This is a genomic window from Arthrobacter sp. UNCCL28, from assembly GCF_900102805.1.
Lineage (GTDB): Bacteria > Actinomycetota > Actinomycetes > Actinomycetales > Micrococcaceae > Arthrobacter > Arthrobacter nicotinovorans_A.
Map to the genome: position 1 here is coordinate 128,762 of NZ_FMWE01000003.1, position 24,414 is coordinate 153,175.

General features: G+C 62.8%; 18 protein-coding genes and 1 pseudogene. 7 read left to right on the plus strand and 12 right to left on the minus strand.

All coding sequences use genetic code 11. The features are described from left to right. Positions 1-188: 188 nt before the first annotated feature. The 4 genes and pseudogenes from BLQ01_RS09255 (at position 189) to BLQ01_RS09270 (ending at position 5,781) form a co-directional block, all read left to right on the plus strand. Positions 189-1,337, plus strand: a complete 1,149-nt coding sequence (locus BLQ01_RS09255) for an alpha/beta hydrolase (RefSeq protein WP_217638363.1) — start codon at positions 189-191, stop codon at positions 1,335-1,337. 408 nt (positions 1,338-1,745) lie between these two features. After that, entirely contained in the window at positions 1,746-2,639 is an 894-nt protein-coding gene (locus BLQ01_RS09260; protein WP_302846718.1) for an aldo/keto reductase, read from the plus strand. Between the two features lie 51 nt (positions 2,640-2,690). Next, positions 2,691-3,659, plus strand: a complete 969-nt coding sequence (locus BLQ01_RS09265) for an alpha/beta hydrolase (RefSeq protein ID WP_091551325.1) — start codon at positions 2,691-2,693, stop codon at positions 3,657-3,659. Positions 3,660-3,666: 7 nt separating this feature from the next. Continuing rightward, a pseudogene (locus tag BLQ01_RS09270) lies at positions 3,667-5,781 on the plus strand (glycoside hydrolase family 3 C-terminal domain-containing protein). Between the two features lie 253 nt (positions 5,782-6,034). Here BLQ01_RS09270 and BLQ01_RS22100 read toward each other — a convergent pair. The 12 genes from BLQ01_RS22100 to BLQ01_RS09330 all read right to left on the minus strand — a co-directional run bounded on the left by BLQ01_RS22100 (position 6,035) and on the right by BLQ01_RS09330 (position 18,694). Next, entirely contained in the window at positions 6,035-6,223 is a 189-nt protein-coding gene (locus tag BLQ01_RS22100; RefSeq protein WP_254779323.1) for a hypothetical protein, read from the minus strand. Positions 6,224-6,365: 142 nt separating this feature from the next. Continuing rightward, positions 6,366-6,860, minus strand: coding sequence for a DUF6644 family protein (locus BLQ01_RS09280; RefSeq protein ID WP_091551328.1), 495 nt, complete (start codon positions 6,858-6,860; stop codon positions 6,366-6,368). Next, complete coding sequence (locus BLQ01_RS09285; protein WP_217638364.1) at positions 6,853-7,623, minus strand: hypothetical protein; 771 nt, start codon at positions 7,621-7,623, stop codon at positions 6,853-6,855. The genes BLQ01_RS09280 and BLQ01_RS09285 overlap by 8 nt, the downstream gene beginning before the upstream one ends. Positions 7,624-7,693: 70 nt before the next feature. Further along, positions 7,694-8,713, minus strand: coding sequence for an SDR family NAD(P)-dependent oxidoreductase (locus BLQ01_RS09290; RefSeq protein WP_175493399.1), 1,020 nt, complete (start codon positions 8,711-8,713; stop codon positions 7,694-7,696). An 18-nt stretch (positions 8,714-8,731) separates the two neighbouring features. Then, positions 8,732-9,283 (minus strand): cyclophilin-like fold protein, encoded by a 552-nt coding sequence (locus BLQ01_RS09295; RefSeq protein ID WP_091551331.1) that lies wholly within the window; start codon positions 9,281-9,283, stop codon positions 8,732-8,734. A 763-nt stretch (positions 9,284-10,046) separates the two neighbouring features. Continuing rightward, a complete protein-coding gene (locus BLQ01_RS09300) occupies positions 10,047-11,309 on the minus strand; it encodes an IS110 family RNA-guided transposase (RefSeq protein WP_091551333.1) in 1,263 nt (420 codons plus the stop codon). A 595-nt stretch (positions 11,310-11,904) separates the two neighbouring features. Further along, entirely contained in the window at positions 11,905-12,546 is a 642-nt protein-coding gene (locus BLQ01_RS09305) for a GntR family transcriptional regulator (protein ID WP_175493400.1), read from the minus strand. Between the two features lie 150 nt (positions 12,547-12,696). Then, complete coding sequence (locus BLQ01_RS09310; protein ID WP_091551336.1) at positions 12,697-13,977, minus strand: MFS transporter; 1,281 nt, start codon at positions 13,975-13,977, stop codon at positions 12,697-12,699. Positions 13,978-14,535: 558 nt separating this feature from the next. Continuing rightward, positions 14,536-15,522, minus strand: coding sequence for a ketopantoate reductase family protein (locus tag BLQ01_RS09315; protein WP_091551337.1), 987 nt, complete (start codon positions 15,520-15,522; stop codon positions 14,536-14,538). Between the two features lie 28 nt (positions 15,523-15,550). After that, positions 15,551-16,342 (minus strand): HpcH/HpaI aldolase family protein, encoded by a 792-nt coding sequence (locus BLQ01_RS09320; protein ID WP_091551339.1) that lies wholly within the window; start codon positions 16,340-16,342, stop codon positions 15,551-15,553. Next, complete coding sequence (locus BLQ01_RS09325) at positions 16,339-17,829, minus strand: aldehyde dehydrogenase family protein (protein WP_091551340.1); 1,491 nt, start codon at positions 17,827-17,829, stop codon at positions 16,339-16,341. The genes BLQ01_RS09320 and BLQ01_RS09325 overlap by 4 nt, the downstream gene beginning before the upstream one ends. Positions 17,830-17,869: 40 nt before the next feature. After that, positions 17,870-18,694: an SDR family NAD(P)-dependent oxidoreductase gene (locus tag BLQ01_RS09330; RefSeq protein ID WP_091551342.1), complete on the minus strand. Its 825-nt coding sequence runs from the start codon at positions 18,692-18,694 to the stop codon at positions 17,870-17,872. Positions 18,695-19,307: 613 nt separating this feature from the next. Here BLQ01_RS09330 and BLQ01_RS09335 point away from each other — a divergent pair. From BLQ01_RS09335 to BLQ01_RS09345, 3 genes are all read left to right on the plus strand, one after another. Beyond that, on the plus strand, positions 19,308-20,795 hold the full coding sequence (locus BLQ01_RS09335) for an MFS transporter (protein WP_091551344.1): 1,488 nt from the start codon (positions 19,308-19,310) through the stop codon (positions 20,793-20,795). Positions 20,796-20,857: 62 nt separating this feature from the next. Beyond that, positions 20,858-21,946: a zinc-dependent alcohol dehydrogenase family protein gene (locus BLQ01_RS09340; RefSeq protein ID WP_254779325.1), complete on the plus strand. Its 1,089-nt coding sequence runs from the start codon at positions 20,858-20,860 to the stop codon at positions 21,944-21,946. Between the two features lie 33 nt (positions 21,947-21,979). Continuing rightward, positions 21,980-23,479: an aldehyde dehydrogenase family protein gene (locus BLQ01_RS09345; RefSeq protein ID WP_091551345.1), complete on the plus strand. Its 1,500-nt coding sequence runs from the start codon at positions 21,980-21,982 to the stop codon at positions 23,477-23,479. Positions 23,480-24,414 lie beyond the last annotated feature (935 nt).

A 24,414-nucleotide genomic window follows, 5' to 3' on the forward strand; every position in this document is an offset into this window, starting at 1 on the left:
TCAGGTGCTGCCCTCCTGCCGGAACATGAACCTCAGGCCCCGACACCTGAGCTGGGAGTTCGCTCAGGGGGGCCCTGCCGATACCCCTTTTAACCGGGGCTCCCTCGCGTTTGTGAATCATGGTCTGCTTGAAAGTGCAGAGGGAGACTTCGATTTTGGTAAGCGCAGATTACGAGGGTGACGAATACATGACTACGAACACTGACGGAATCAAGAAAACTGCCATCCGTGCGGCTCTGACGGAGGACGCTGTCTCGCGTCGGGGGCTGATGAAGCTGACGGGTGCCGGTGCTGCCGTGCTCGGGCTGTCCGGCGCGGCCGGCATGGCAACGGCCGGTGCCGCCAACGCGGCGCCCACAGGATCCCGCAATGATTTGGAGCCAGGGGACACTTCCAACGGTGCGGATAACTTCTACACCAGTGAACAGGTCACGGTACGGAAGATTTCATTCAAGAACCAGTACCAGATGAAGGTTGTGGGCAATCTCTTTGTCCCGAAAAACCTGGACCGTAGGCTGAGCAACCCGGCGCTTGTGGTGGGCCATCCGATGGGTGCCGTGAAGGAACAGAGTGCCAACCTCTACGCCACCAAGATGGCTGAACAGGGCTTTGTCGCAATGTCTTTCGATTTGTCCTTCTGGGGCGAAAGCGAGGGGAAGCCCGGTAATGCCGTGTCCCCGGACATTTACGCTGAGGATTTCAGCGCAGCAGTGGACTACTTGCGGTCGCTGGCCTTCGTGGACAAGGAGCGTGTTGGTGCGATCGGTATCTGCGGCAGTGGCAGCTTTGTTCTCAGTGCGGCAAAGATCGATCCGCGCATTAAGGCGATCGCCACGGTGAGTATGTACGACATGGGAGCGGCCAACCGGGACGGGCTCCGGAAGTCCGTGTCCTTGGAACAGCGCAAGGGGTTCATCGCCCAGGCCGCCGCGCAGCGTGATGTGGAGTTCGACGGCGGCAAGACCGCCTACACGGGCGGTACCCCCGAGGTGCTGACTCCGGACTCGACCGACGTGGACCGGGAGTTTTACGACTTCTACCGGACCGCCCGTGGCTGGTGCCCTAACACCACAACGCACCCTGCTTTGGCCACGAACACGAAGTTCATGACGTTCTATCCGTTCAACGATATGGATCTCCTTTCGCCGCGCCCGCTGCTGTTCATCACCGGCGATCAGGCCCATTCCCGCGAATTTAGCGAGGAAGCCTACCGGCTCGCCACCGGCCCGAAGGAACTGGTGTACGTTCCCGGCGCAGGGCACGTGGACCTGTACGACCGCACGGGCCTGATTCCGTTCGACAAGCTCACGGGCTTCTTCCGCTCGAAGCTGACCTAATAGGTACTAAGCCCGCACGCAGAACTGGTCCCCGGGAGCTGGACTGAGAACTTCAGTTCCGGCTCCCGGGGGAGCACCTTAGTCAGGTGTGGGCCAGGAACTTCCCGCGGCTCTGATTCCCGAGCTGAGGCGAGGGAGGCTATCGGTGCCAGGCCACCCTTTGCACCCGTCCGGCTGCCCGGACCCGCGGATGCTGTCGTCGGCCGTTGATACAGGCTGGGTGCCGAACCGGATGGGGGCCGTCTGCGCCGGACGACATCACCGACCGGCCGTGCCCGAAGCGGGCACGGCCACCTGAGTGCTTCCGCGGCTCAGCACCGCCAGATCCCACTCCCCACGAAAGGAAAGGCCTTGCAGGTTGTCCCCTTCGGAACCACCGACCTGAAGGTCCCGAACGTCGTCGCCGGCATGATGCGTATCGGCGGCGACTCCAACGAACAGATCCGCTCCCTCTATACAGCATCCCGGGAAGCGGGGATCGACTTCTTCGACCACGCCGACCTGTACGGGTTCAACCACCCCGGCGGCGGCCTCCACTTGTGCGAGCGCCGCTTCGCCGAGGCCCTGAGGCTGCGCCCCTCCGAGCGCGAGCAGATCGTCCTCCAGACCAAGACCAGCATCGTCGACGAACCATGGGGATACGATCAGTCCTACGAGCACATCGTGTCCTCAGCCGAGGACTCGCTGAAGGCGTTGGGCACCGACTACCTGGACGTGCTGCTGCTGCACCGCCCCGATGCGCTCGTGGAGCCCGAGGAGGTCGCCCGAGCCTTCGACTACCTCGAGAAGAGCGGGAAGGTGCGCGCCTTCGGGGTCTCCAACCACACACCGCGACAGATTGACCTGCTGAAGACCGCGGTGACCCAGCCGATCGTGGCGAACCAGGTGCAGCTGTCGGTCACGCACTCCACGCTCATCGCCCAAGGGCTGTCGTCGAACATGGCGGGCCAGAACGACTCGATCACCCGCGACGGCGGCGGGCTGGTCGACTATGCCCGGATCCATGGGATCACCCTGCAGGCTTGGTCGCCATTCCAGAGAGGATTTCAGGACGGCGTCTTCCTTGGATCGCCCGATTACCCGGAGTTGAACGCCGAGCTCAGCCGACTCGCCGCGAAGTACCATGTGACGCCGGTCGCGATCGCGGTGGCGTGGATCACCCGCCACCCCGCTGGCATACAAGTCGTCCTCGGCACAACCAAGCCCCAGCGCGTCGCCGACGCCGCTGCTGGATCGGATATCCCGCTGACCAGGAGCGAGTGGTACGGGCTCATCCAAGCTGCCGGCCACAACGTGCCCTAACCCTCCGACCACCCAGCATAGATAAAACACAGAGAACACGGAGAACACCCCATGACAGCACTGCATGAAGGCGGGTACCGCTTCGACCTTGACTCCGAGGTCACCCGCACCCCTGTCCGCTACCTCAACCGCTACGGCATCGAGATCGCCGCAGACCTCTACCTCCCCACGGGCCTCGATCGGTCCACGAAGCATGCGGCCGTGGTGATCGGCCCGCCGCACAGCGCCGTCAAGGAGCAGGCCCCCGGCGTCTACGCCAATCAGCTTGCGAAGCGTGGCCTCGTCGCCCTCGCTTTCGACCCGTCGTTCAACGGCGAGTCTGGCGGCGACGCCCGACGTGTCACCTCCCCGGAGATCTTTGCCGAGGATTTCAGCGCGGGCGTCGACTTCCTCGGCACCCTGCCCAACGTCGACCGCGAGCGGATTGGTGCGCTCGGGGTCTGCGGCAGCGGCGGCTTCGCACTGTCGGCCGCGCAGATCGACACCCGCATCAAGGCCGTGGTCACGTCGGCGATGTACGACATCTCCGGCGTCAAGCGCGAAGGCTGGGAGCACGCCGCCACCGACGATGATCGGCGCGCAACCCTCACAGCGCTTTCCGAGCAGCGGTGGAAGGACGTCGATGCAGGCGCTCCAGAGGTCGTCCGCGCCTTCCCTGCCGAGCCCGCCGATCAGGTTCCTGAGGGCCTCGACCCTGGAGCCGCGGAGTTCTTCGAGTACTACGGCACCGAGCGCGGCCATCACCCCCGCGCGATCGGCGGCTTCACCACCACCAGCGATCCTGCGCACATCAACTTCGGGTCCCTGCGATCGCTGCATGACCTCGCGCCGCGGCCGATCCTGCTGGTCACCGGTGAGAACGCGCATTCCCGCTACTTCAGCGAAGACGTCCACGCCCAGGCCTCAGGTCCGAGTGAGCTGCTCGTCGTTCCCGGTGCGCGGCACATCGACCTTTACGACCGCAGCGACCTGATCCCGTTCGATGCGATCGCAGCCCTCTACGCGGAGAGCCTGGTCTGAGGCGGGCATGGGTTCTTTCAACCAGCTCACGCTCGAGGAGAAGGCGTCGCTGACCAGCGGTGCCGACTTCTGGACCACTAAGCCCATCGAGCGCTCCGGGATCCCGGGGTTCATGCTGACAGACGGTCCCCATGGGCTGCGCAAGCAGGCCGAGGAGTCCGATCACCTGGGACTGGCCGCCAGCGTGCCGGCGACCTGCTTCCCGCCTGCGGTGGCACTCGCCTCGTCCTGGGATATAGAACTCGCCGAGCGCGTCGGCGCGGCTATCGGGCTCGAGGCGGCCATCGAGGACGTCGCGGTCGTCCTCGGGCCGGGGATCAACATCAAGCGGTCTCCGCTGTGCGGCCGCAACTTCGAGTACAGTCCGAGGATCCGGTTGTCTCCGGCAGACTGGGCGCAGCGCTGGTGCGCGGCATCCAGTCCCGGGGCGTCGGCGCGTCGCTGAAGCACTTCGCGGCCAACAACCAGGAGAGCGATCGGATGCGCGTCTCCAGCGACGTCGATCCGCGACCTCTGCGGGAGATCTACCTGCGGGCGTTCCAGCACGTTGTGGAGCATGCCCGGCCATGGACGGTGATGTGCTCCTACAACCGGATCAACGGCGTCTACGCATCGCAGGACCCGTGGCTGCTGACCGAGGTGCTCCGTGAACAGTGGGGCTTCGACGGTCTGGTCGTCCCCGAAGGGAGCGGTCGAGGACCGTGTGGCCGGCCTCGCTGCCGGCCTCGACGCCGCGGTCGCGTGCGTGGTCGGCCTGGCCCGCCGGGCGCAGGAGCGCCCTGCCGCTGCCGGTCCCTTGGACGTGGATGCGCATCACGCCCTGGCCAGGGAGGCGGCGGCGCGCTCGATTGTGTTGCTGAAGAACGATGCGGTGCCCGGTGAGGATCCCGTCCTTCCGCTGCGGCCCGCGGAGCCGATCGCGGTCATCGGCGAGTTCGCCCGCACTCCGCGCTACCAGGGCGCGGGCTCGTCCCAGATCATCACCACACGGCTGGACGACGCGCTCACCGCGATCGTCGACGCCGCGGAAGGAGAAGTGCGATTCGCCCCAGGGTTCGCCCTCGACGGTGGCGGCGACGCCGCTGGGCTGGTCGAGGAGGCGGTCATCGCTGCTGCGGCGGCGGATGTCTCCGTGGTGTTCCTCGGCGTGCCCGCGCAGGACGAGTCCGAGGGCTACGACCGTGACGGGATCGACCTGCCCCGGACGCAGCTGATGCTGCTGGACGCGGTGCGGCGGGCCAACCCGCGCACTGTCGTCGTGCTCTCCAACGGCGGCGTCGTGGCGCTGCCGTTCGTTGACGACGTCCCGGCGATCCTTGAGGGCTGGCTGCTGGGACAGGCCGGAGGGTCGGCGACCGCCGATGTCCTCTTCGGGGCGGTCAACCCCGGCGGCAAGCTCACCGAGACCATCCCGCTGCGGCTGGAGGATACCCCGGCTTTCGGGAGCTTCCCCGGCGAGCTCGGGCACGTCCGCTACGGAGAGGGCATTCTGGTCGGCTACCGCTGGTATGACGCCAGGACGTTTGACGTGGCGTTCCCCTTCGGCCATGGGTTGTCCTACACGACCTTCGCGTACAGCGGCGCAGTCCCCGCTATCGACGAGGGCGGAGACCTACGGGTCGAGGTCCGGATCACCAACACCGGCACCGTCCGGGGACGGGAGACATTGCAGGTTTACACCTCTCTCGCGTCGTTGCTCGTGCAGCGCCCACCAAGGGAACTCAAGGCCTTCGCGGTCGTGGACCTCGAACCGGGCGAGACCGAGTCCGTCGGGCTCGTCGTGCCGCGCCAGGATCTCGCCTACTGAGACGTCCGCGTCGACGACTGGATCGTAGAGGGCGGCGAATACACGGTCGAGGTCGGCACGTCCAGCCGCGACATTCGCAGCCGGAGGAGCATCACGGTGGCCGGCGACGACGTCTCCTTCCCGCTGACAATGGCCTCGAGTATCGACGAGGTCCTCGCCCACCCGAAGGCGGGGCCCATCCTGCGGGAGGCCATGGGAGACAAGTTCGATGAACACTTCCTGCGGATGATCGGCCCGAACCCGGTCGGACGCTTCGACGGGCTGCCGCTGCCGCTCGCCGAGATGGAGAAGCTGATCGCCGACGCGTCGAGTTGACGGCCGAGGAACGGGAGACGCGGAAGGGCCGGGACCACCGATCGTGGCCCGGCTCTTCTGCGCAGCGACCGGGGGACTGCGGTCCCGAGCCTTGCAGCGTCAAGCCCGCGACGTGCTTCTTCGAAGATCGAAGGCAGCCAGGAATCCTGGCTACCGGCCAGGACGTACCTCTGATTTGAACCGCCTGCGACGAGGAACCCCCGAGGCCGGTCGGCCGCGGGGGTTTCTCTATGTCATCGTCGAATTCGTAGCGTCACTGGGCAGTGGCGGGGTCGACAATGGCGACGTTCGCGTCGGCCTCGGCGAAGGCTCGGACGCTGGACGCGCCCATACCTGCGCAGCCTCCGGTGACGAAGGCGTTCTTGCCGGTGAGGTCACAGGTGAGTTCGGTCATGTTCTCTCCCGGCAGTGTGTGGGCGTCGATAACGAAGCGATAGTGCACGTCGGCGGGCGAGACAATGCGGTCTTTTGCTGAACAGCTCCGCGGGTGCGCCGTCGGCTCGATGCCTCTGCGGGCGTGGGTGTTAACGTTCAGACAGTACTGGTTGTGTCCCTGCACGCCGTTGTTGCCCGGCGCGGGTTCATCAGATATAGGCCAGGAATCGTCCCGCGAAGATCACGCCCGTCCACGCCGTCATCGATACGATCGCGGCGATACGGGCCGCGACTGGTGCCGTGACGGCGTCCGTCCACTCGTCGACCCGGCGATAGGCGCCGCGGTGGAACACGAGGACGTTCAGCCCGGCCAGAAGGAGGAGCCCGAGTTTCCATGGTGCAGCGTCGGAGCCGGCGACGCCGACTGCCTGCGCGCTGAACAGCAGGATCCCTGTTGCGACGGCAATTGCCAGTCCGAGGTGGGACACGGGCAGGAGGTAGCGTGCGGTCTTCGTGACGGAAACCAGGGAACGCCCGGCGCCCAGCAAGCGGAGGTCAAACGCGAAAGCAGGGCCGACTAGCACGGCGATACCGAGGATGTGCAGGCTTTCGATCGTCGCATACATGAAGGGAGTGGAACGTACAGTGTCCCCAAGTGCGGAATCCTGCAGCCAGCGCAGGATCGGTTCAACGCATTCAGGCATCCTGGTTCCGTTCATCGTCGCGGGTGCGGCGGCGTACGTAGAAGGTGCCGGCCGCGACCGCCACGACGACGACGGAACCGAACACCGCCCAGACGAGCCACGTCTGCGTGCCGCTGCCGTTGTCGGCGTTGCCGGCACCCTGTGCGGGAGGGGTCAGCTCCGTGGGATCCTCGACCGTGGACGGCACTCTGGTGGGTGGGCCGCTTGCCTGCGCTGTGCCTGGAAGCGGTGCCCTGACAGGAAGCGTGTTGCCGATTACCTGGTTGACGGGCGCATTGCCGTCTCCATACCAGAACGCGACCGGCCGGAAGAGTCCGTCATCGGTGCTATTGATGTATCCGACGCCCTGGAAGCCCTCTCCGACCTCCAGCGTGCGGTCCAGGCCATTGCTGCTGGACCACCACGGCGGGGCGATGATGACTTCAAGCTCATCGTGGCGCCCGTCATACGCGAGGGCGGCCTGGATTCGGACGCTGTCCTCCGGGCCCGACAGGTCTTCCGGAATCGGCAGCTCAGGTGTGTTGGCCGGCAGCTGCGCATCCAGCGTCACATCGAAAAGCGAATGCGGATCGCCCCAGTTCCCCTCGGACGAGACGGTGCCGGCGATGTAGACGAGGTTGTTTGTCTCGAAACCGTCCCAGCCGTGATGCGCGGCGGCCGGTGAAGCCGGGACCAGCGCCATGGCTGCGGTGACGAGGAGGGCCGCCGCCGAGCCCAGAAGGCCGCGACGACGTGGTCGTTCGGTGTGTGTGGAGACGGTCATGGTTGTCGATCCTTAGTTGTGTTGAGTGGGTATGTCTCTCGTCCGGCGGGGCACGGACCGGAGCGCAACCTTATGCGGGGAATGCGACGCCGGTCCGCTCGGCGTAGGCGGCCAGCAGCTGGCCCTGTGCCTGGGTGTCGTGCACGAGCTCGTTCACGCGCGTCTCGACTTGCTGGTGGAAGAGGAACCCGCCGGTGACGTCGCTGCCGGGCTCGATTCCCTCGGCGAGCCAGACCTGGGTCATGTAGCCGTCGCGCAGGCTGTCTGGCGTAGAGGTGTTGCCGTTGTGGAAGCCCATCAGGGTGGGGATCCAGCCGGGCGCGACGGCATTGACCTGCCGGTCGGGCCAGACGCGGGCCGCAGCCATGGCGATCATCGCCATGTGCAGCTTGCTGTCGCCGTAGCCGATACCGTTGCCCGAGCGCACCTCGTTGAGCTTCAGGCTGCCGCCGAGATGCAGGTCGGAACTAAGGTAACTCAGCTGCTGCGGAGGGGTCACCAGCGCGGTGAGGAGGTAAGGCGAGAGGGAGTTGGAGTTGAGCAGCTCACGGTCGGAGAGGCCGTACTCCCCGGCGTTGTGGATGATCGCGTCGAACCCGCCGAGGGCATTGATGTGCCCGGCCAGCGCCCGCGTCTGCTCGAGGTCTAGCAGGTCGCCGACCACGACATCCTCAAGGCCCGGCAGGTCCCGGCGCACGTCGGCTGCGCGCTGCTTGTTCCGGGCGTGCGCGACCACGGTATGCCCGCGTTTCAGGAGATAGGCGGCTGCGAGCTGTCCGGCACCGGCGGTGGACCCTGTGATGAGGACGCGCTTTTGCTCGCCGCCCTTGAGCGGCTGCACATTCTGGTCGATCCACACCAGCTCGTCGGCAACCTGCTGCGTGTTGTATAGGCCGACCCCGTACCGGTCGCCCTGAGCGCGTACCCCGTTAATGGGAGTCTCAGCCGGGTTGGACGCAGAGCCCATGGGCACGGGCGATGAAGAGTCCTGCCGTAGAGCGCTGGTACAGCCTGCCAGAATCCCCGCCCCAAGCGCTGCTCCGGACAACAGGAGAGCGCGCCTGGTCAGAGACGTCGTATCGAGCGTCATCCTCGTCATTTCCTTCATTCAGCCAGCCACCGCGATGGTGACCTGCTGCCCGTCCAGCAACTTGATCTGGACGATGTCCTCGCTTTCGCCGATCTTGGTCAGGTCGTTCGAGAAGGTGTTCCCCTCGGCGTTGTAGAAGAATCCGAGGTTGCCCCACGGCATGTAGGAGAACAGGTCCCCGGCTTCGGGGTTCAGGCCCTCGGCATCGGCGAAGTCCCATTCCCCGGTGGGGGTGGCAACCTTCTCTTTACTGCCGTAGTCGGAGAACTCCAGGGTCATCGGCAACATCGCGATGAAGGAACGGGTCGTGGGGTTGTCCTCCACGATGACGACCTTGACGACCACCTCGCCGGCGCTGAAGTGCACGACGGTGCCCACGACGCCCGTACCCGGGACAGGGGACTCCGACGCGCGAGATGAGGGAGCGGCGGAAGACTCGGCGCTTCTGCTCGGCGACGCGGCCTCTGTGCGCGGAGGCGTCGAGCTCTCATCTGCGGGCGGTGTGCTGCATCCAGCGAGGAGCAGCGGCAGCGTGATCGCAGTGTAGGCGGCAGTTCCGGGCAGTCGCATCGTGGAGTCCTTACAGGTCGGTCGGAGCACTACTCCATCCATCGAACACGGAGAAGCCGCACAGCGGGAGTCCCTATCAAGAGGGGTACCAAGAGGGACTCCCACCCCTACGATCGCCGGGTTCCATTGATATGTGCGTGAGTAGCAAGAGCCGGGAGTGCTCGTCGCTCCCGGATCGTACCGAGGGCTGCAACGACGATTCAGTGGCGTTCAGTCCACGAACCTAGAAAGGCCCACCATGACGTCCATAAAGTCCCGTAAATCGACGAATGCGATTCATGCCGGTCGCGGCCTTCAGCGCCGTCACGCTGAAGTTGAGGGGAGGCGCAGCAGCGAGGGGGACGGATACCGCCGGAAGGCGTACCGATAAGGTCCTGGCCAAGCGTCAGTGGTAACGGCGGGTGGTCGGATTGGAGTTGTTCGACCGGCCCTTTGGAAGCCGTGTTCTAAGGTCTCTGGCCTTATTCCGGCGGGAGGCTGCACGAAGACCGAAGGGTGTCACCGAGCAGGCAGTCGGTGCAGACGGCAGCGCTTACGCTCAATCGCCCTTGTACAAGGGCGTCGGACACCTGTTGGCCTCTTCTTTCGGTGCCCAATCGGACAAAAAGAAGGTGTGGACCGTGATGCTCCTATTCTTGTCAATGGTCGTTGGGCCAGGCGCCGCTTAGGTTAGTGTGGCCTCCACTCCGGCCTCATGGGTTGCTGCCGCGTTCGCTGCGCAACGTCGGGGGCCGCCTTTGACCCCGGGCCTCGGTGTCCACGGTCAGGTTGGAAGCGCCCGGTTCACCGGTTGATAGGGTGTCTGCGCGTGTGCGGGGGATTGGTTGTTGAGCCAGGTCTGGTAGCGGTGGTGGGCGTCGTTGTCGTGGGAAAGTCCTCGTTCCAGACGGGACAGTGTGGTGGGCCAGACGCTCAGGGCATCGGCGGCTTCTTGGAGGGTCAATCCTTTGGTTGCGCGTGCTTTCCGGAGGGTGGCGGCGTCGGGAGCGGGACGCGGGTGTTGGAGCTGGGTATAGATTTCGCGGGCGACGTAGCGTTTGAGGCAGCGCATGATTTCTTTGGTTCCTTTGCCTTCCTCGCGTCGCCTGGCCACGTAGGCCCGGGTTTGGTTGTCGTAGCGCATGCGGACGAGCACTACGCGGTGGATGGCTTTGTTGGCCTGTCGGTCACCGGCGCGGCTTGGCCGGTGCCGGGTCGTTTTGCCTGAGGAGGCGGGGATCGGGGCGACGCCGACCAGGGCGGCGAACTTTGCCTCCGTGGTGACGCGTTCGGGGTTGTCTCCTACGGTGACGAGGAGCTGGCTGGCGACGTCGGTGCCGACGCCCTGAATGTGGCGCAGCATTGGTGCGTGGAGGGTGAGGACGGTGTCGAGTTCGGCGTCGATCAGTGCGAGCTCCTGGTGCAGGTGCCGGTAGCGGACGGCGAGCCGTTTCAGTACGGTCGCGGTGCTGGTCAGGGGTTCGGATGGGGCGCCGGAGGGTCGTGTCTTTTCTAACGCGGCCATCAACGCCGGGCTCGTCATGGACCGGTATCTGGCGCGGAGGGTCTCCGGTGCGGTTGTCAGGATTGTTTTCACCTGGGCCATCACCGCGACGCGGGCCCGCATTGCGGTTGCGCGCTCGGCCCGCAGCACCCGCAGGGATTCCACTGCACCGTCCCGGGATTTCGGGGTGACGCGTGCCCTGCCGGAGAGCACCGATTCGGCGGCTTGATAGGCATCGAGTGGATCGGATTTTCCCCGCAGCCGGCGTGCCTGCCGGCACGGGCGCATCACTTCCACCACGCGGATGCCCTTTCGGGTGAGCACGCGTGAGAGTTCGGCGCCGTAGCTGCCGGTTCCTTCCACACCGGCGGCGAGAACGGAACCGAAGCCGGTGATGAAGTCGATGATTCCCTGATAGCCGGCTCCCGCTGCCGGGAATTCTTTGTCCGCCAGATGTTGGCCGGTGTCGGTGATGACTCCGACGTGGTGGGTATCGGCGTGGGTGTCGATCCCGGCGATGACTTTCAGATATTCCTTTGTCATGATGAAACTGCCCTGACCTTTGGAAGCGATGGGAAAAGGGCACGCCGGCCGGATGGGCAGACAAGACAGTAATGGGACTCTTCGGAACAAGCTCCTATGAGGTCATGTCCACTTGGCCGTCGCGTTTACTGCGGCCGTGTTGTGGTGGACAGATCATTGTCAAGACAACCCTCAAGCGGGCGTCAGCCACACTTCGAGCCACACCGCAACACACCCAATTCCATCCTTACTGTCCACACTTAAATCTCCTTTATTGAGACTGATCACAGCCATTCCCTGCCCCTCGTGGGCCTACATCTACCCATCGCATGTAAGTGGCGCGAGCGACATGACGCACATTCGCAGGCGCACTATCTGCGGGGCCATGGCACGTGGGTGTTCAGCCGCCACGGTCGTCGAGTGCTTTGGGGGAGGCCTGGTCGGCAACGTCGACGCGTAACTACGAATGAATGGGGGAGTGTCCCGGCGCAGGTTGCGGTCCCTGCCAAGGCCGCCGGAGCATTGGGAGTTCACGCGCTGGTCGGCTGAGCGTATCGAAGCCGACCAGTTCGACGATAAGGGCCCATATGTCGCCCTGACCGCGAATACAGTCGTCCTAAACCGAGAGGTGATGGTGGAGGGCGGCGCGGATTTCGGAGGGTGAACCCGTCGAAATGAGTTCGGCCATAACAAGATGATGGTTGAGAGTGCTTGAAGCAGGATATGCCTGTTTGAGATTCGTCATGCAAATTAATGATTCGGTCGCTAATGTCGTGTATGCGCGAAGCAACCGCGAATTACGGGATTCCTTCACGAGAGTGGTGTGGAACTCCAAGTCGAGCTTGAAAACGCCGTCCCAGTCATTGGCGGCAGCGGTGTCCGCCAATCGCGTGCCTATCTCTGTAAGTTGAATGGATACCTGCTGTCGGCGATCTTTAGACTGCGCTGCGATGATTTCTGCGGCGCTTAGCTCTAAGATCTTGCGAACGCTATAGATTTCGTCGACGTCCTGTATCGAAAGTTCGACGACGGACACGCCCCGGTTGCGCTTCCCCACCAGCAAGCCCTCCTGGCTCAGGCGCTGCAATGCTTCTCGTAGGGGGCCACGGGACACTCGAAGCTGGTTTGAGACGAGAGTCTCGTTGATCTGCTGCCCTGGTGCAAAATACCCATTTACAATGCGCTCACGCAATTGATTCGCGATCGTAATCGATGTTGATTGGGAAGGCATGGCGGACAGCCCCGGTTCCTTGACCATCTCACCTCCTTTGAACTTTTCGTCGTCACCAAACCAACCGCTCGGTTTAGCACTGCTTGTTCCCCTGCGGACGCCGTGACGCTCCGCTGTTCCGGACCGTCCTGACTGCCCTTCCTGGGTTGAGGATTCGAAGTTTCGCATTTGCTACACCTAGCCGAAGGTGGTTGTGACTTGGCAGGGTGGGACAACATCGGATTGGCGGAGCGAGATCCAGATCCAGCATGCAGCGACCAAGGTGAACAGGCCTGCGCCTAACAGGGCCGCGGCGGTCGAGAAGTGATCAGCTGTGAATCCGAGCGCAATCGCAGCGATCGGGCGAAAACCGGCGAATGCTAGTGTCCACACAGCCATGACGCGCCCGAGCATTTCGGGTGGGCACCTTAGCTGAATGGCAATGCTGAACGCTGTGATCCCCGCGACCATTCCAGCGCCTCCTATGGCAAACAAGCCTGCGACGACCGGTAGTGATCCTCCGCACGCCGCCAGCGGGAGCGTTGTGGCTAGGACTAACATGGACAGGCAACCATGGATGCTTGGCGTTCCCCTCTTTTGCATGAGCCGGTGGACGATGACCCCGATTAGACCTCCAAGGCCGAAAGCGCCTGTAATCACACCTCCCCCCGCCCCGGGTTCCCCTAGGCTGCTGGCAATTACTGGGGAAAGGGTCACTGCAGCCTCAGAGCCGGCCCCAATGGCCGCTACACCACCAAGGCAGGCCAGTAGCGGCTTGTCGGACCAGACAAACCGCAGGACACCCCGAATTCGAGAATCCTTGGCTTGTCCGAACCCCATAACTAGGTGGCGTCGAACCAACCTGAAGCAGGGAACAATCAGGAGCATGCTTGATCCGAAGATCAGCAAGGTATACGTCGGGCCCAGAGTGCTTATAGCCAAAGCCCCCAAAGCGGGGCCGATTGTCCGGGCGAGCGTCGTCGGGACAAAGTTCAACCCCACAGCTGCAGGGAGTTCGTCCGCGCTGACGAGCATAGGGACAATCGACTGCATGGCGGGGGCAGAGAGCGCCAGACCCACCCCAAAGGCCAACGAGGACACCAAAAGTGCTGTGGCGTTCACAGCGGGGCCCACGTCCGAGAAGGCAAACCATGACGAAAGACCGAGACATGCGACACCGGAGATTAGCGAGCCCGCCACGATCTGTCGCAGGGGACCGTATCTGTCGGACATCCTGCCGCTGAGGAGTGACAGGCCGAACTGGGGAATCATAAGAGCGGCTCCGGTAGCTCCGGCCCAAGCGGCAGATCCCGTGAGTTGGTAGGCCATGATCACCGTGACGAGGGTGACGGCCCAGGTTGCGGTCAGTATTACAAACTTGGCCCAGAAGACGACGCCGAAGGACGGGTCGAACATCAGCCGGAAGGAGCCGCGCGGTTTAGAAGCTGAAGTTCTGGAGTCCAAGACCTCGTCATACATACTTACCCCTTTATCGTGCTGCTACGGGTACTGCCTCGGGTTCTGTGTCTTGGGCCTTGCTAGTCCGGCTCGGCAGGCGTGTCATTGCCTGGATGCTGGTTTGGTGTGGAAGCCGGGACCTCCCGGTTGCGAGAAGGAGGGCCCGGCGGTTTGGCTGCGCCGGCGAACGGGGGATTTCACCCTGCAGGTCGGCACCCCGCATGTTTCAGGAGATGTCGTTTAACCTGCAAATGGATGTTTCTTCTCTGCAATCAAAGGCCCGGCGGATATCGCCTGACACGGGAAGTACCCAGACGACACGCGCGTCATGGGTTAGGACATCTACCGTGGCTTCGTAAGGGAGATGAGTCGACTCCGAGACGGTGACGCGGTCGCCTGGCCGCAAGCTCGCCCAGTTTTTCCGTTTCATGTGCGCTTTTGGCAAGACCAAGTGTCCTTTCGGTGTGTTAGCTGTTGATTTCGTCTACGGTCGGTGAACCCTGGGTCGCTCGACCGCACTGCTTGGCCAAGCCATTGGAAACATGGGAACAATCCTGGGCTAGGGACGGGCGCCCAGACTCATCTGTTGGTGTGGCGATACTGACCTGCGGCGCGGGCCCGCTGGGTGGCCAGTTCGATCACCAGATCAAGGTTGGGGGTTGGGACCTGCACGAGTTCGGCCAGGTCGAGGGGGACACGGAACATGGCGTCGATTTCCATGGGCCGGCCAGCCTGCAGGTCCTGGGCGATGCTCTGGAGATGGCTGGACTTCGCCAATTTATTGAGACCTTCATAGGGGTCGCCCGGATCACAGCCAAGGCTGTGGGCTATGGCCGCGCCCTCGGCTGCCATCGCCTTGGCGGTGCCGGCGACGGCGGGCTTGTCGAGGACCTCCTTCATCGGCGAGCCGGTGAGGACGGCCAGCGAGCCGCCGATCAGGTTCATTAGCAGTTTGGCCCAGACAGCGTCACGGATGTTCGGTGTGACAGCCGTTTGAAGGCCGCTGGGGCTTAAGAGCGAAGCTAGTGCGTCGAGCCTTTGGTCCGGGCGGCCGTCGGGACGGCCGATGATTAGGCGGTTGACAGGGTTCTCTGCTCGAATCACTCCTGGGGCCATCACGCTACAGGCGGTGTAGGCCACCGCGCCCACGGCACGCTCTGGCCCGATGTGGTCCCAGAGTGCCTGCTCGGGGTCCAACCGTTGAAGGTGGGTGCCGTCCAAGGGTCCGCCGTGGGAGTGGAAGTACCACCAGGGAATGCCGTTCATGACGAACAGCACCAGGCTGTCCTTGTGGAGGAGGGATCCGACGTCCTTTGCGATGGTCGGCAGAGTCGGGGCCTTTACCGCGACGATAACGATGTCCTGGGGTTCCAGGTCGCCAGGCCGGTCGGTGGCAATCGGGTGGGAGATCAGCGTCCCGTCCTTGGTTTCCACCCGCAGCCCGTTTCGCCGGATCGCGGCGAGTTGTTCGCCGCGGGCAATCAGCGAGACCTGCGCTTCGCTGCCCGCGAGCCGTCCGGCGATGTGCCCACCCACCGCCCCTGCGCCGTATATGCAGATTTTCATGTGTGCTCCCTGCTTTCGTGACTACTTATCAGCCGAACTGTTTACGTTTTTGTGCCGCGGCGCCGCTGAGGAAGGTAATGTCGTTGCCTGTGGAGACAAACCCCGCACCGAGGTCCAGGTATTGGCGGACCAGATCCGGCCGCCCGCCAAGGCCGCCAATGCCCACCGCCTTGCCATTCACGCGGCACGCGTCAATGACCTGAAGGAACGCCTTGTGCACCTCGGGGTGGTCCACCTGCCCCGCTGCACCTAGTTCGGCGCTGAGGTCACTCGCACCCACGAGGAGCATGTCGACTCCGTCCACGGCCGCAATATCCTCCACCGCGTCCAGACCGGCCCGGGATTCGATCATGGCCACCACCATGGAGGCCTGATCGAGCTCGCGAATGGTCTGATCAGCAGGCAGGGATCGGTAATTGAGCTGGGGCGCCGCACCGGAAAAGGAGCGTACACCCACGGGCGCATGTTTCACGGCGCTAACGGCAGCACGTGCTTCATCGGCGGACTGCACCCCGGGCACGATGATCCCCATGGCTCCGGCGTCCATGACCTTGGCGATGAAGAAAGGGTCAGGGCCCGGAACGCGAACGAGAGGGGTGACACCCAGGGAGTTGCAAGCCATGCAGATTTGGCCTGCCGCCTCCAGTGGAAAGGTGCTGTGTTCCAAGTCTATATAAACGGACTCGAAGCCAGCCGTGTGGGCGATGGCTGCAATATCGACGGTCCGCACTAGTCGAATGGTCATTGAGAAGACTGGCTCACCTCTGGACAACTTTTCCTTGGCAAGGTTGCGCAGCGGGGGAGTGTTTTCGTTGTTCATTTGCTTACTCCTGATGTGTCCGGCAGCTCTTGGCCGGCCCGAAAGAGTTCGGGCAGCGCTTGCGCTTCGTCCGGGAATCCGTACACGGACTTAATTTCGAGGTATTCTTCCAGCCCTATCCTGCCCATGGAGCGGCCGATGCCGGACTGCTTGTACCCGCCCATGGGAGTGTATGAATCGGTGGGGGCCCCGTTGTAGCTGATGCGTCCGGCACGCAGCCGGTTCACTATCCGGTGGGGATTCGTCCGGTGGCCGCCGAAGACGTAGCCTCCCAGTCCGTAGGGTGAATCGTTGGCGATGCGGATGGCATCGTCCTCGTCGCGGTAGGGCAGGACGGCCAGGACGGGCCCGAAGACTTCCTCGCGGGCGAGCGTCATGTCCGGTGTGACGTCAGCGAACACGGTGGGTTGGATGAAGTAACCTCGGTCGAGGTTTTGGGGACGTTCGAGGCCTCCGGTGACGAGGCGCGCACCCTCATCGATACCGGTCTTAATGAGATCCCTGATCGATTTGTACTGGCCGGCACTGACGACCGGACCCATCGTCGTCGAGCTTTCCAACGGGTCACCGAGGCGGTAGCGGCGCGCCTCGTCGATGAGGAAGGGCAGCACTTCTTCCACCTGGCTTTCATGCACCAGCATTCGGCTGGGGGCATGGCAGGACTGCCCTGCGTTGAAGAAGCAGCGTTGGATGTTCCATCGCGCTGCCTGCTCAAGATCAGCGTCGGGCAGCACAATGTTGGCTGACTTTCCGCCAAGTTCAAGGCTGACCTTCTTGACGGTACCTGCGGCGGCGGCTCCTACGAGCTTGCCCGCAGACGTGGAGCCGGTGAAGGAAATCATGTCCACGTCCGGGTGGCGGGACAGCCTATCGCCCACGTCGCGACCGGTGCCGTTGACCAGGTTGAACACGCCCGGAGGCACGTTCGCCTCGTGCAGCACCTGGGCCAGAAGCGTGCCACTCGCGACGGAGTTGAGGCTGGGTTTGGCAACGATTGTGCACCCGGCGGCGAGGCCATAGATGAGTTTGATGACGCCAGTCTGGATCGGCCAGTTCCATGGCGAAATCAGCGCACAGACGCCTATCGGCTCGCGACGGATTATAGCGTTGCCAATACGCGACTCCCATGGGTAATCACGCAGGATATCGCGGGCCACCCTCATGTGCTCCGCTGGGCCGGTGACCTGGGCGCTGTTACCGATAGGAATGCCGACCTCACGTGCGATCAACTCGGAAAATTCATCGCTGTACGACTCATACACGTCGATGATGCGGTCGATCAACGCGATTCGGTCCTCCACCGGGGTGACGGAAAAGCTTAGGAATGCGCGCTTGGCTGCCGCGACTGCCAAGTCCGCATCTGCGGCGGTTCCCAGCGTCACCCGGGCAAATGCTTCCTCGCGGGTAGGGTCGATAAGCTCTACTTCGCGCGGCGCAATCGGGTCAATCCAGCGACCGTCGATGTAGAGGTGGGGGTAATGCCTCATAAGTGAGGTCTCCTCAGAATGCGTGGGGATGATGGGTGGGTCAGCTGCTGTGGGTGTAGCCGCCGTCGCAGGCAATCGTCTGGCCAGTGATGAACGTCGAAGCCTGGGTGGTCAGGAAAAACATGATGCCCACTAGATCGGTAGGCACCATTCCCCGCGGGATGCACTGTTGAGAAACGGCCCGCTCACGGCCCTCGGCGGTGGGATTGACAGCCCGCTCAACTTCCGTGGCCACCATGCCCGGCCGGACGCAGTTGACAGTGATTCCATGGCTTCCCAGCTCTCGGGCCAGCGAGTTAGTCATACCGATAACTGCTGACTTGGACGTGACGTAGTGCAGGTAGTTGCCCACGCCACGGGTCACGGCATCCGATGAAATGTTAATGATGCGGCCGAAACCCGCCGCGCGCATGTGGGCAGCAACGGCCCTGATGCACAGGTAGCTCCCGGTGACGTTGACCTTCAACACCTGTTCCCACTGTGCCAAGGGGATCTCATCGAAAGGCCCCTTCTCAATGGTCGCGAAGATCGACGCGTTATTGATAAGGACATCGACCCGGCCCCATTTCTCGATGACAGTGTCGACCATCATCGCAACGGACGTCTCCTCAGCCACGTTAACCTTGATGGCCAGCCCGGTTCCCCCGGCGTCCTCGATCTCCTTTACCACGGAGACCGCCTTATCGATGTCCAGATCAGCTACAACGGAGAAGGCACCCGCCGCGGCGAACTGGCGAGCCAACTCCCGGCCAATGCCTTGGGCGGCGCCGGTGATGATGACCACCCGTTCCTGGACGCTGAAGTCTCGTGCCGAGGCAGGCACGCCGGAGTCCTTTGGGGTGTGAGTCAAGGCGGTCGTCGTCATAGTCGATCCTCATGCATCGTTAGAAGGGCGGCAGTGCCGGTGGCAACAATTTCTAGCAGGAGCATGCGCCTTGGCCAGCGGTGGGAGCGATGTCAGCGAATGCGTCCGCTCTTAAAGATATCCCGCATTCTGGGATAACGTCAACGTCTATTGAAAAGGCTGCTACTTTAGGCCCGGGAGGAGGCCGAGTCCCGCACCCATCAAGACGGGCGCCCGGGTTGGGGTCCTGCAGGTCCGATCGACGTGCCAGCATGGGATAGGCAACGTGCGTCTGAAGCCAGTCCAAAGTATTGACGATGTCCCACAATGCAGGATACTGTCGATACAAGATAAGCTGTGAGTCATGGCACATACGCCGACGATGAGCCCAGCTGACCCTGGACCGAGGCGGTTCGTCCACGTCCAGAAGGGGCTCTTCATCGGAACGCCACGAAGCTGTTCAACAACACACTGTTGTGTTCCCGCTGCTGGTACAGCGAACACCAAACCAAAGGTATTAAGACGCATGACCGAACAATGTCGATCGCTCCCCGTTTCCCATTCCCGCCGACCGCCCACTTATCGGTGGGCTTCACGGGCTGCTTCGACCCGTCACTACAGGAGGCGCTGACCGATGAGTACGCATGTTAACGCGGGCCCCCGGCTCGACAGTCTTCCGATCGGCAAGTTTCACCGGCGTTTGGTGCTGCTGGTTGGCCTCGGAATGTTCATCGACTCGTTCGACAACACGCTCTCCTCTGCAGTTTTGGCATCTATGCTGCCGACCGGATTCTCCACACTCGAGTTGAACTCGCTCTTCCTGTCGGCAACGTTTGCCGGACTCGCCATCGGAGCAGCCTTCGCCGGCTGGCTCAGTGACCGAATCGGACGCGCTTTCGCTTTCCAATTCAATCTGGCTCTTTTCGGGATTCTCGCGCTGTGTTCGGTCTTTGCACCGAACATGGAGGTACTCATCGCCCTGCGATTCATTATGGCCATCGGCATGGGCGCCGAGTACGTGATCTGCTGGGGCATGATCGCCGAATTCATTCCGAGGGGCCACCGCGGCCGTTACCTGGGCCTACTCGGGGTCTTCGCCGGTCTCGGTGTCTCGCTGTCCTCCCTTGTCGGGTGGCTGGTTATTCCCGTTCTGTCCTGGCGAGGGATGTTCGTTATTGGAGGCGTAGCTGCGCTGATCATCTGGTGGATGCGCCGGAAGATGCCGGAGTCCCCGCGCTGGTTGGAGTCCCGCGGCCGGTACAAGGAGGCCGAGACTGTCATGCAGAGCATCGAGAAGGAGGCCGGCGTCCCGGGCCAGCAAGTGCGCCCGGCTCCGCAACAGTCCGAGGGTGCAGGCAGCGTGAAAGCTGACTGGGTGCCCATTACGGTGCTGTTCTCACGCCCTGTCATCCGCCGGACACTGATGGCGCTGCTCTTGACGGTAACCTGCCTGCTCGGTTCCTACTCCATCACCGGTTGGATGCCCACGTTCTTCGTCAAACAGGGCATGACCGTGACCTCGTCCCTGGGATTTAACGCTGCCATCATGTCTGGTTACGTTGTGGGACCGCTGCTCATGGTGTTCTTCACCGACCGCATTGGTCGGCGCCGGAGCATCATCATGCTGGGCACGCTTGCGGCGATCTTTGCCAGCATTTATCCGTTCATGCAAGAGCCTGCCTTAATCATTGCCATCGGCTTCATCCTGGTCGCCATGGCTGCGTCGTTCCTGACCTTCTGTTCCGGAACGGCCCCGGAGTTCTTCCCAACCGCCTTCCGTTTCCGTGGCAGCGGCTTCGCCCAGACAGTCGGCCGCATCTGCTTGATCTTCTCGCCATTCGTAGTTCTGTGGCTGTTCACCAATTACGGCATCGTCGGGGTGATCCTTGCTGTCTCGGGAATGTACGTGGCGGTGACCCTGATCTACGCCCTCGCCCGTGTGGATACCTCTGCCGAGGCGTTAGCGAAGATCGCTCCGGAGGGCGACACGGCTGACATTCCGGCGGATTCCGGTGCCGTCCATGGCCAGGAGGGAGGATCGGGTTCTCTGCCCGTTTTGCCGCATCCAGGGGGCTCGGCGGTCGAGCGTCACCGATTGACTCGTCCATCGCTAAGAAAGTAGCGGGCCAGATCACGACCCGGCCCGGGACATGATCTTCCCCACGGGGGAGTTCGGCACGATAGTTGCATTTCCCCACCTACGGCGTCGTCGGCGCCGTCCTTTTCCTGAATAACGAAAGCGTTGACATGAAAGCCGTTGTTTTCCTGGGCGAAAGTAAGCTCGAGATCCGTGAATATCCCGACCCCTTGCCAGAGCCCGATGGAGTGGTCGTTCGCATGAAAGCCTCGGGCATGTGCGGGAGTGACCTCCACCACCTCCAAGGGCCACTGCGCACAGGACGTGAACTCGTGATCGAAGGGCACGAGCCGTGTGGCATCGTCGAGCTCGTCGGTGACGCCGTGCGGCCTACCGAGGCCAAGGTCGGCGATCGCGTCATGATTCACCATTATGACGGGTGCCGCACATGCCAGTACTGTCGGTCAGGCTTCACGCAGTACTGCCCGAACGCGCGCACGATATACGGGGGAGATGGCGATGGTGGCCATGCGGACTTCATGAAAGTTCCCGCTCATACGCTCATCAAGCTGCCCGACTCGCTCTCGTTCAAGACCGGCGCGGCCATCTCGTGTGGCACGGGAACGGCCTTTGCAGCGATCAAGAGGGCAGGCCTGTCCGCCGACGATACCGTGGCGATCTTCGGGCAGGGGCCCGTGGGCCTGAGCGCCACCGTGCTCGCCAAGGCATTCGGTGCCCGGGTTATCGCCGTCGATATCGAACCCTCGCGGCTGGAGATGGCCAAGAAGTTCGGTGCGGACTTCGTCGTCAACTCAAGCCATCAGGACCCCGTGGCCGCTGTTCGCGAGCTGACGCGCAATGGTGAAGGCGCGGATAAGTCCATCGAATGCAGCGCCAACACCATCGTGCGCCGCCAATCTATACAGGCACTCCGCCGTTGGGGAACTGTCTGCATGGTAGGAGTCTTCGGCAAGGTGGAATTCGACAGCGAGGAACTCATCCAGTTGCAAAAGACAGTTGTGGGTTCGCTGACCTTCAGTAAGAACCAGCAGGAGGAGTGTGCCCAGTTCGTAGCCGAACGCGGGCTGGATGTGGAGTCCCTGTTCACCAACGAATTCCGCTTGGACGAGGCCGAAAGGGCTTACGAGCTGTTCGATCAACGGAAAATCGGCAAAGGCGTCTTCGTATTCAACTGACGGAAACTCACGAGGTCACTTGAGAGGAAAGCAATGACCACAATCCAGCCGGACTTCGTTCTGAACGAGCAGGCCCAAGGCTTCTTGTCCCGCGACGTGCACCATCTCTTTATCGACGGCCAGGGCACTCCCGCCGCCTCCGGACAGACACTGACCACCACAAATCCGTCAACCGGAGAGGTCCTCGCACGGTTCGCCTCCGGCGCCCAGGCCGATGTTGACCGGGCGGTCCTCGCTGCACGCAAAGCATTCAAGGGCCCCTGGAGCACCTGGACCCCTTACGAGCGTCAAGCATTGCTGACACGCGTCGCCCAAGTCCTCGACCAGAGGCACGAGGAGCTGATCCAGATCGAAGCGATGGACATGGGGGCCCCGGTCTCAAGGCTACGCAACACAAAAGCCTCCCTGATGAAGATGCTGGCATTTTTCGCCTCCCAGGCGATGAACATCTCAGGGGAGACGCTGATGAACGGTGTCCCCGGCAACGTCACCACGATGACGTTGAAGGCGCCAGTAGGAGTCATTGGCGGAATCATCCCTTGGAACGGCCCGCTTAACAGCCAGTTCTGGATCATTGGTGCTGTCCTGGCCAGCGGATGCACCGCCGTGCTGAAGCCAGCCTCAGAAGCCTCTATGTCGGTGCTGCGGGTTGCCGAGATCCTGCACGAAGCCGGCGTGCCGGCGGGCGTCATCAACGTCGTTACCGGCCCTGGAAGGGAAGCCGGCAATGCGCTGGCGGCCCACCCTGACGTAGACCGCATCGCTTTCACAGGATCCACTGAGACCGGCCGGCGGATCATCGAGGCGTCCACCGTAAACATCAAAAAACTGCAGCTGGAACTGGGGGGCAAGTCAGCCGACATTGTTTGCGCGGACGCGGACCTGGACAAAGCGGTGCCGGGGGCGGCGATGGGAGTTTTCGCCAACTCAGGCCAGATCTGTTTCGCCGGCACCCGCGTGCTCGTCCATAGGTCCATCGTCGATGAGTTCACCAAACGGTTGCTGACGTTCATGGAGACCCTGCGCGTCGGACACAGCCTGGACGACGCCGCCACCATGGGCCCCGTCATCAACCAAACCCAATTGGACACTGTGCTGTCCTACATCGACATTGGCAGGAGCGAAGGTGCCGAACTGCTCTATGGTGGCCAACGAATCGGCGACGAACTCGGGAACGGATACTTCATGCAGCCGACCGTATTCGGCGGCGTGAACAATGAGATGCGGGTCGCCCGCGAAGAAATATTTGGACCCGTTCTGTCAATACTCCCGTTCGATGACGTGGATGAGGCGATCGCCATCGCCAATGACAGCGAATACGGTCTCGGCGGAGCGGTATGGTCACAAAGCCTGTCCACGGCTCTCCGCGTGGTCCAGGGCGTGCACACAGGCACGATGTGGGTAAATTGCTACGGCCACATCGACCCGCTGGTTGGATTCAGCGGCACGAAGCTCAGCGGGTACGGCTACAAGGGAACTGCCGCACATATGGACACCTACCTTTACACCAAAAGCGTCTACATGCAGCTGTGAAGTGGTGACATGAAAGGACCAGCCGGCAATGAGGGTTCCCAGAAGCTGGCTGTCCAGACTAGGTTCCTCAGCTGCGAGGGCCTGGGCACGGTATGGCACCGGGCTCAGGCCCTCTTTCGTGTTGTACCAGTGATCTCTTCTTCTGACGAACAGTTCTCCATGACGCGTTGTCGTAGCAATTGCCCTTGCGGAACATTGGACCGCGCCGGCACCCTCGACGAGGGTGGGCAAGGAATTGGTCCGAGTGCCCAGCGTCTGCTGACCGGGCTTCGGACAGGTCAGGGCCTCACGCAGGGAATGGTCGATGAGTGCCAGGTTCGGCGAGAGCCTGAAGAATAAGAGAGAGCGCGCAGCCGCTCGTTCTCCCGCCACAACTGCTCAAGCTCGGGCAGTTCCACAGGCGGCGGGGAATCGGGTTTCCGCGGTCTGCCTCTGGGCCTTGGCCGCAACCCGTCTTTCACTCTCCAGACGATACGCCCGGACCCACTTTTGCAACAGCTCCGGGAAGGCCCAGACCGGCCTCCACTGCCAGATCCGGCCGGGCTCCCATGAGGAAACCGTTCGGCCAAGGCCAGCTCAGCAGCACTCCTTGCCATGAATCCTCCACCACCCATGCAGTGCCCCTAACCGGCACACCAGGCCTTCGAGCGAACGAGCCACCACCGATACCTCTCTAAAACAAGCGCTAGAGCCGCCTCTCGCTGCGCCTCAGACAATGAACTGCCTGCAACGCATAAAACTGCTCCCCGGAAGTCGGAACTGAATTGCGCAGTCCAACGTCCGGGGAGCAGCGGGCGAGTACAGGAAGCGTATCTCCTTTAGTCGCGGCCATTGAAGGAAGTCACCCGCTCTGGCCGGCTTTGGCCCGGGTTACCTTAGACATGCCGCCAATGAGGGCGATGACTTGGGGCCGGCACGCGTTTGGCCGGTGGCAG

Excerpts from the sequence above, each read along its gene's own strand:
- BLQ01_RS09345 (WP_091551345.1), top strand. The coding sequence starts at position 21,980 with ATGACCACAATCCAGCCGGACTTCGTTCTGAACGAGCAGGCCCAAGGC.
- BLQ01_RS09305 (WP_175493400.1), bottom strand. The coding sequence starts at position 12,546 with ATGGTCAAGGAACCGGGGCTGTCCGCCATGCCTTCCCAATCAACATCG.
- BLQ01_RS09325 (WP_091551340.1), bottom strand. The coding sequence starts at position 17,829 with ATGAGGCATTACCCCCACCTCTACATCGACGGTCGCTGGATTGACCCG.
- BLQ01_RS09300 (WP_091551333.1), bottom strand. The coding sequence starts at position 11,309 with ATGACAAAGGAATATCTGAAAGTCATCGCCGGGATCGACACCCACGCC.
- BLQ01_RS09255 (WP_217638363.1), top strand. The coding sequence starts at position 189 with ATGACTACGAACACTGACGGAATCAAGAAAACTGCCATCCGTGCGGCT.
- BLQ01_RS09320 (WP_091551339.1), bottom strand. The coding sequence starts at position 16,342 with ATGAACAACGAAAACACTCCCCCGCTGCGCAACCTTGCCAAGGAAAAG.
- BLQ01_RS09310 (WP_091551336.1), bottom strand. The coding sequence starts at position 13,977 with ATGTATGACGAGGTCTTGGACTCCAGAACTTCAGCTTCTAAACCGCGC.
- BLQ01_RS09330 (WP_091551342.1), bottom strand. The coding sequence starts at position 18,694 with ATGACGACGACCGCCTTGACTCACACCCCAAAGGACTCCGGCGTGCCT.
- BLQ01_RS09295 (WP_091551331.1), bottom strand. The coding sequence starts at position 9,283 with ATGCGACTGCCCGGAACTGCCGCCTACACTGCGATCACGCTGCCGCTG.
- BLQ01_RS09335 (WP_091551344.1), top strand. The coding sequence starts at position 19,308 with ATGAGTACGCATGTTAACGCGGGCCCCCGGCTCGACAGTCTTCCGATC.
- BLQ01_RS09315 (WP_091551337.1), bottom strand. The coding sequence starts at position 15,522 with ATGAAAATCTGCATATACGGCGCAGGGGCGGTGGGTGGGCACATCGCC.
- BLQ01_RS09290 (WP_175493399.1), bottom strand. The coding sequence starts at position 8,713 with ATGACGCTCGATACGACGTCTCTGACCAGGCGCGCTCTCCTGTTGTCC.
- BLQ01_RS09260 (WP_302846718.1), top strand. The coding sequence starts at position 1,746 with ATGATGCGTATCGGCGGCGACTCCAACGAACAGATCCGCTCCCTCTAT.
- BLQ01_RS09280 (WP_091551328.1), bottom strand. The coding sequence starts at position 6,860 with ATGCCTGAATGCGTTGAACCGATCCTGCGCTGGCTGCAGGATTCCGCA.
- BLQ01_RS09265 (WP_091551325.1), top strand. The coding sequence starts at position 2,691 with ATGACAGCACTGCATGAAGGCGGGTACCGCTTCGACCTTGACTCCGAG.
- BLQ01_RS09285 (WP_217638364.1), bottom strand. The coding sequence starts at position 7,623 with ATGACCGTCTCCACACACACCGAACGACCACGTCGTCGCGGCCTTCTG.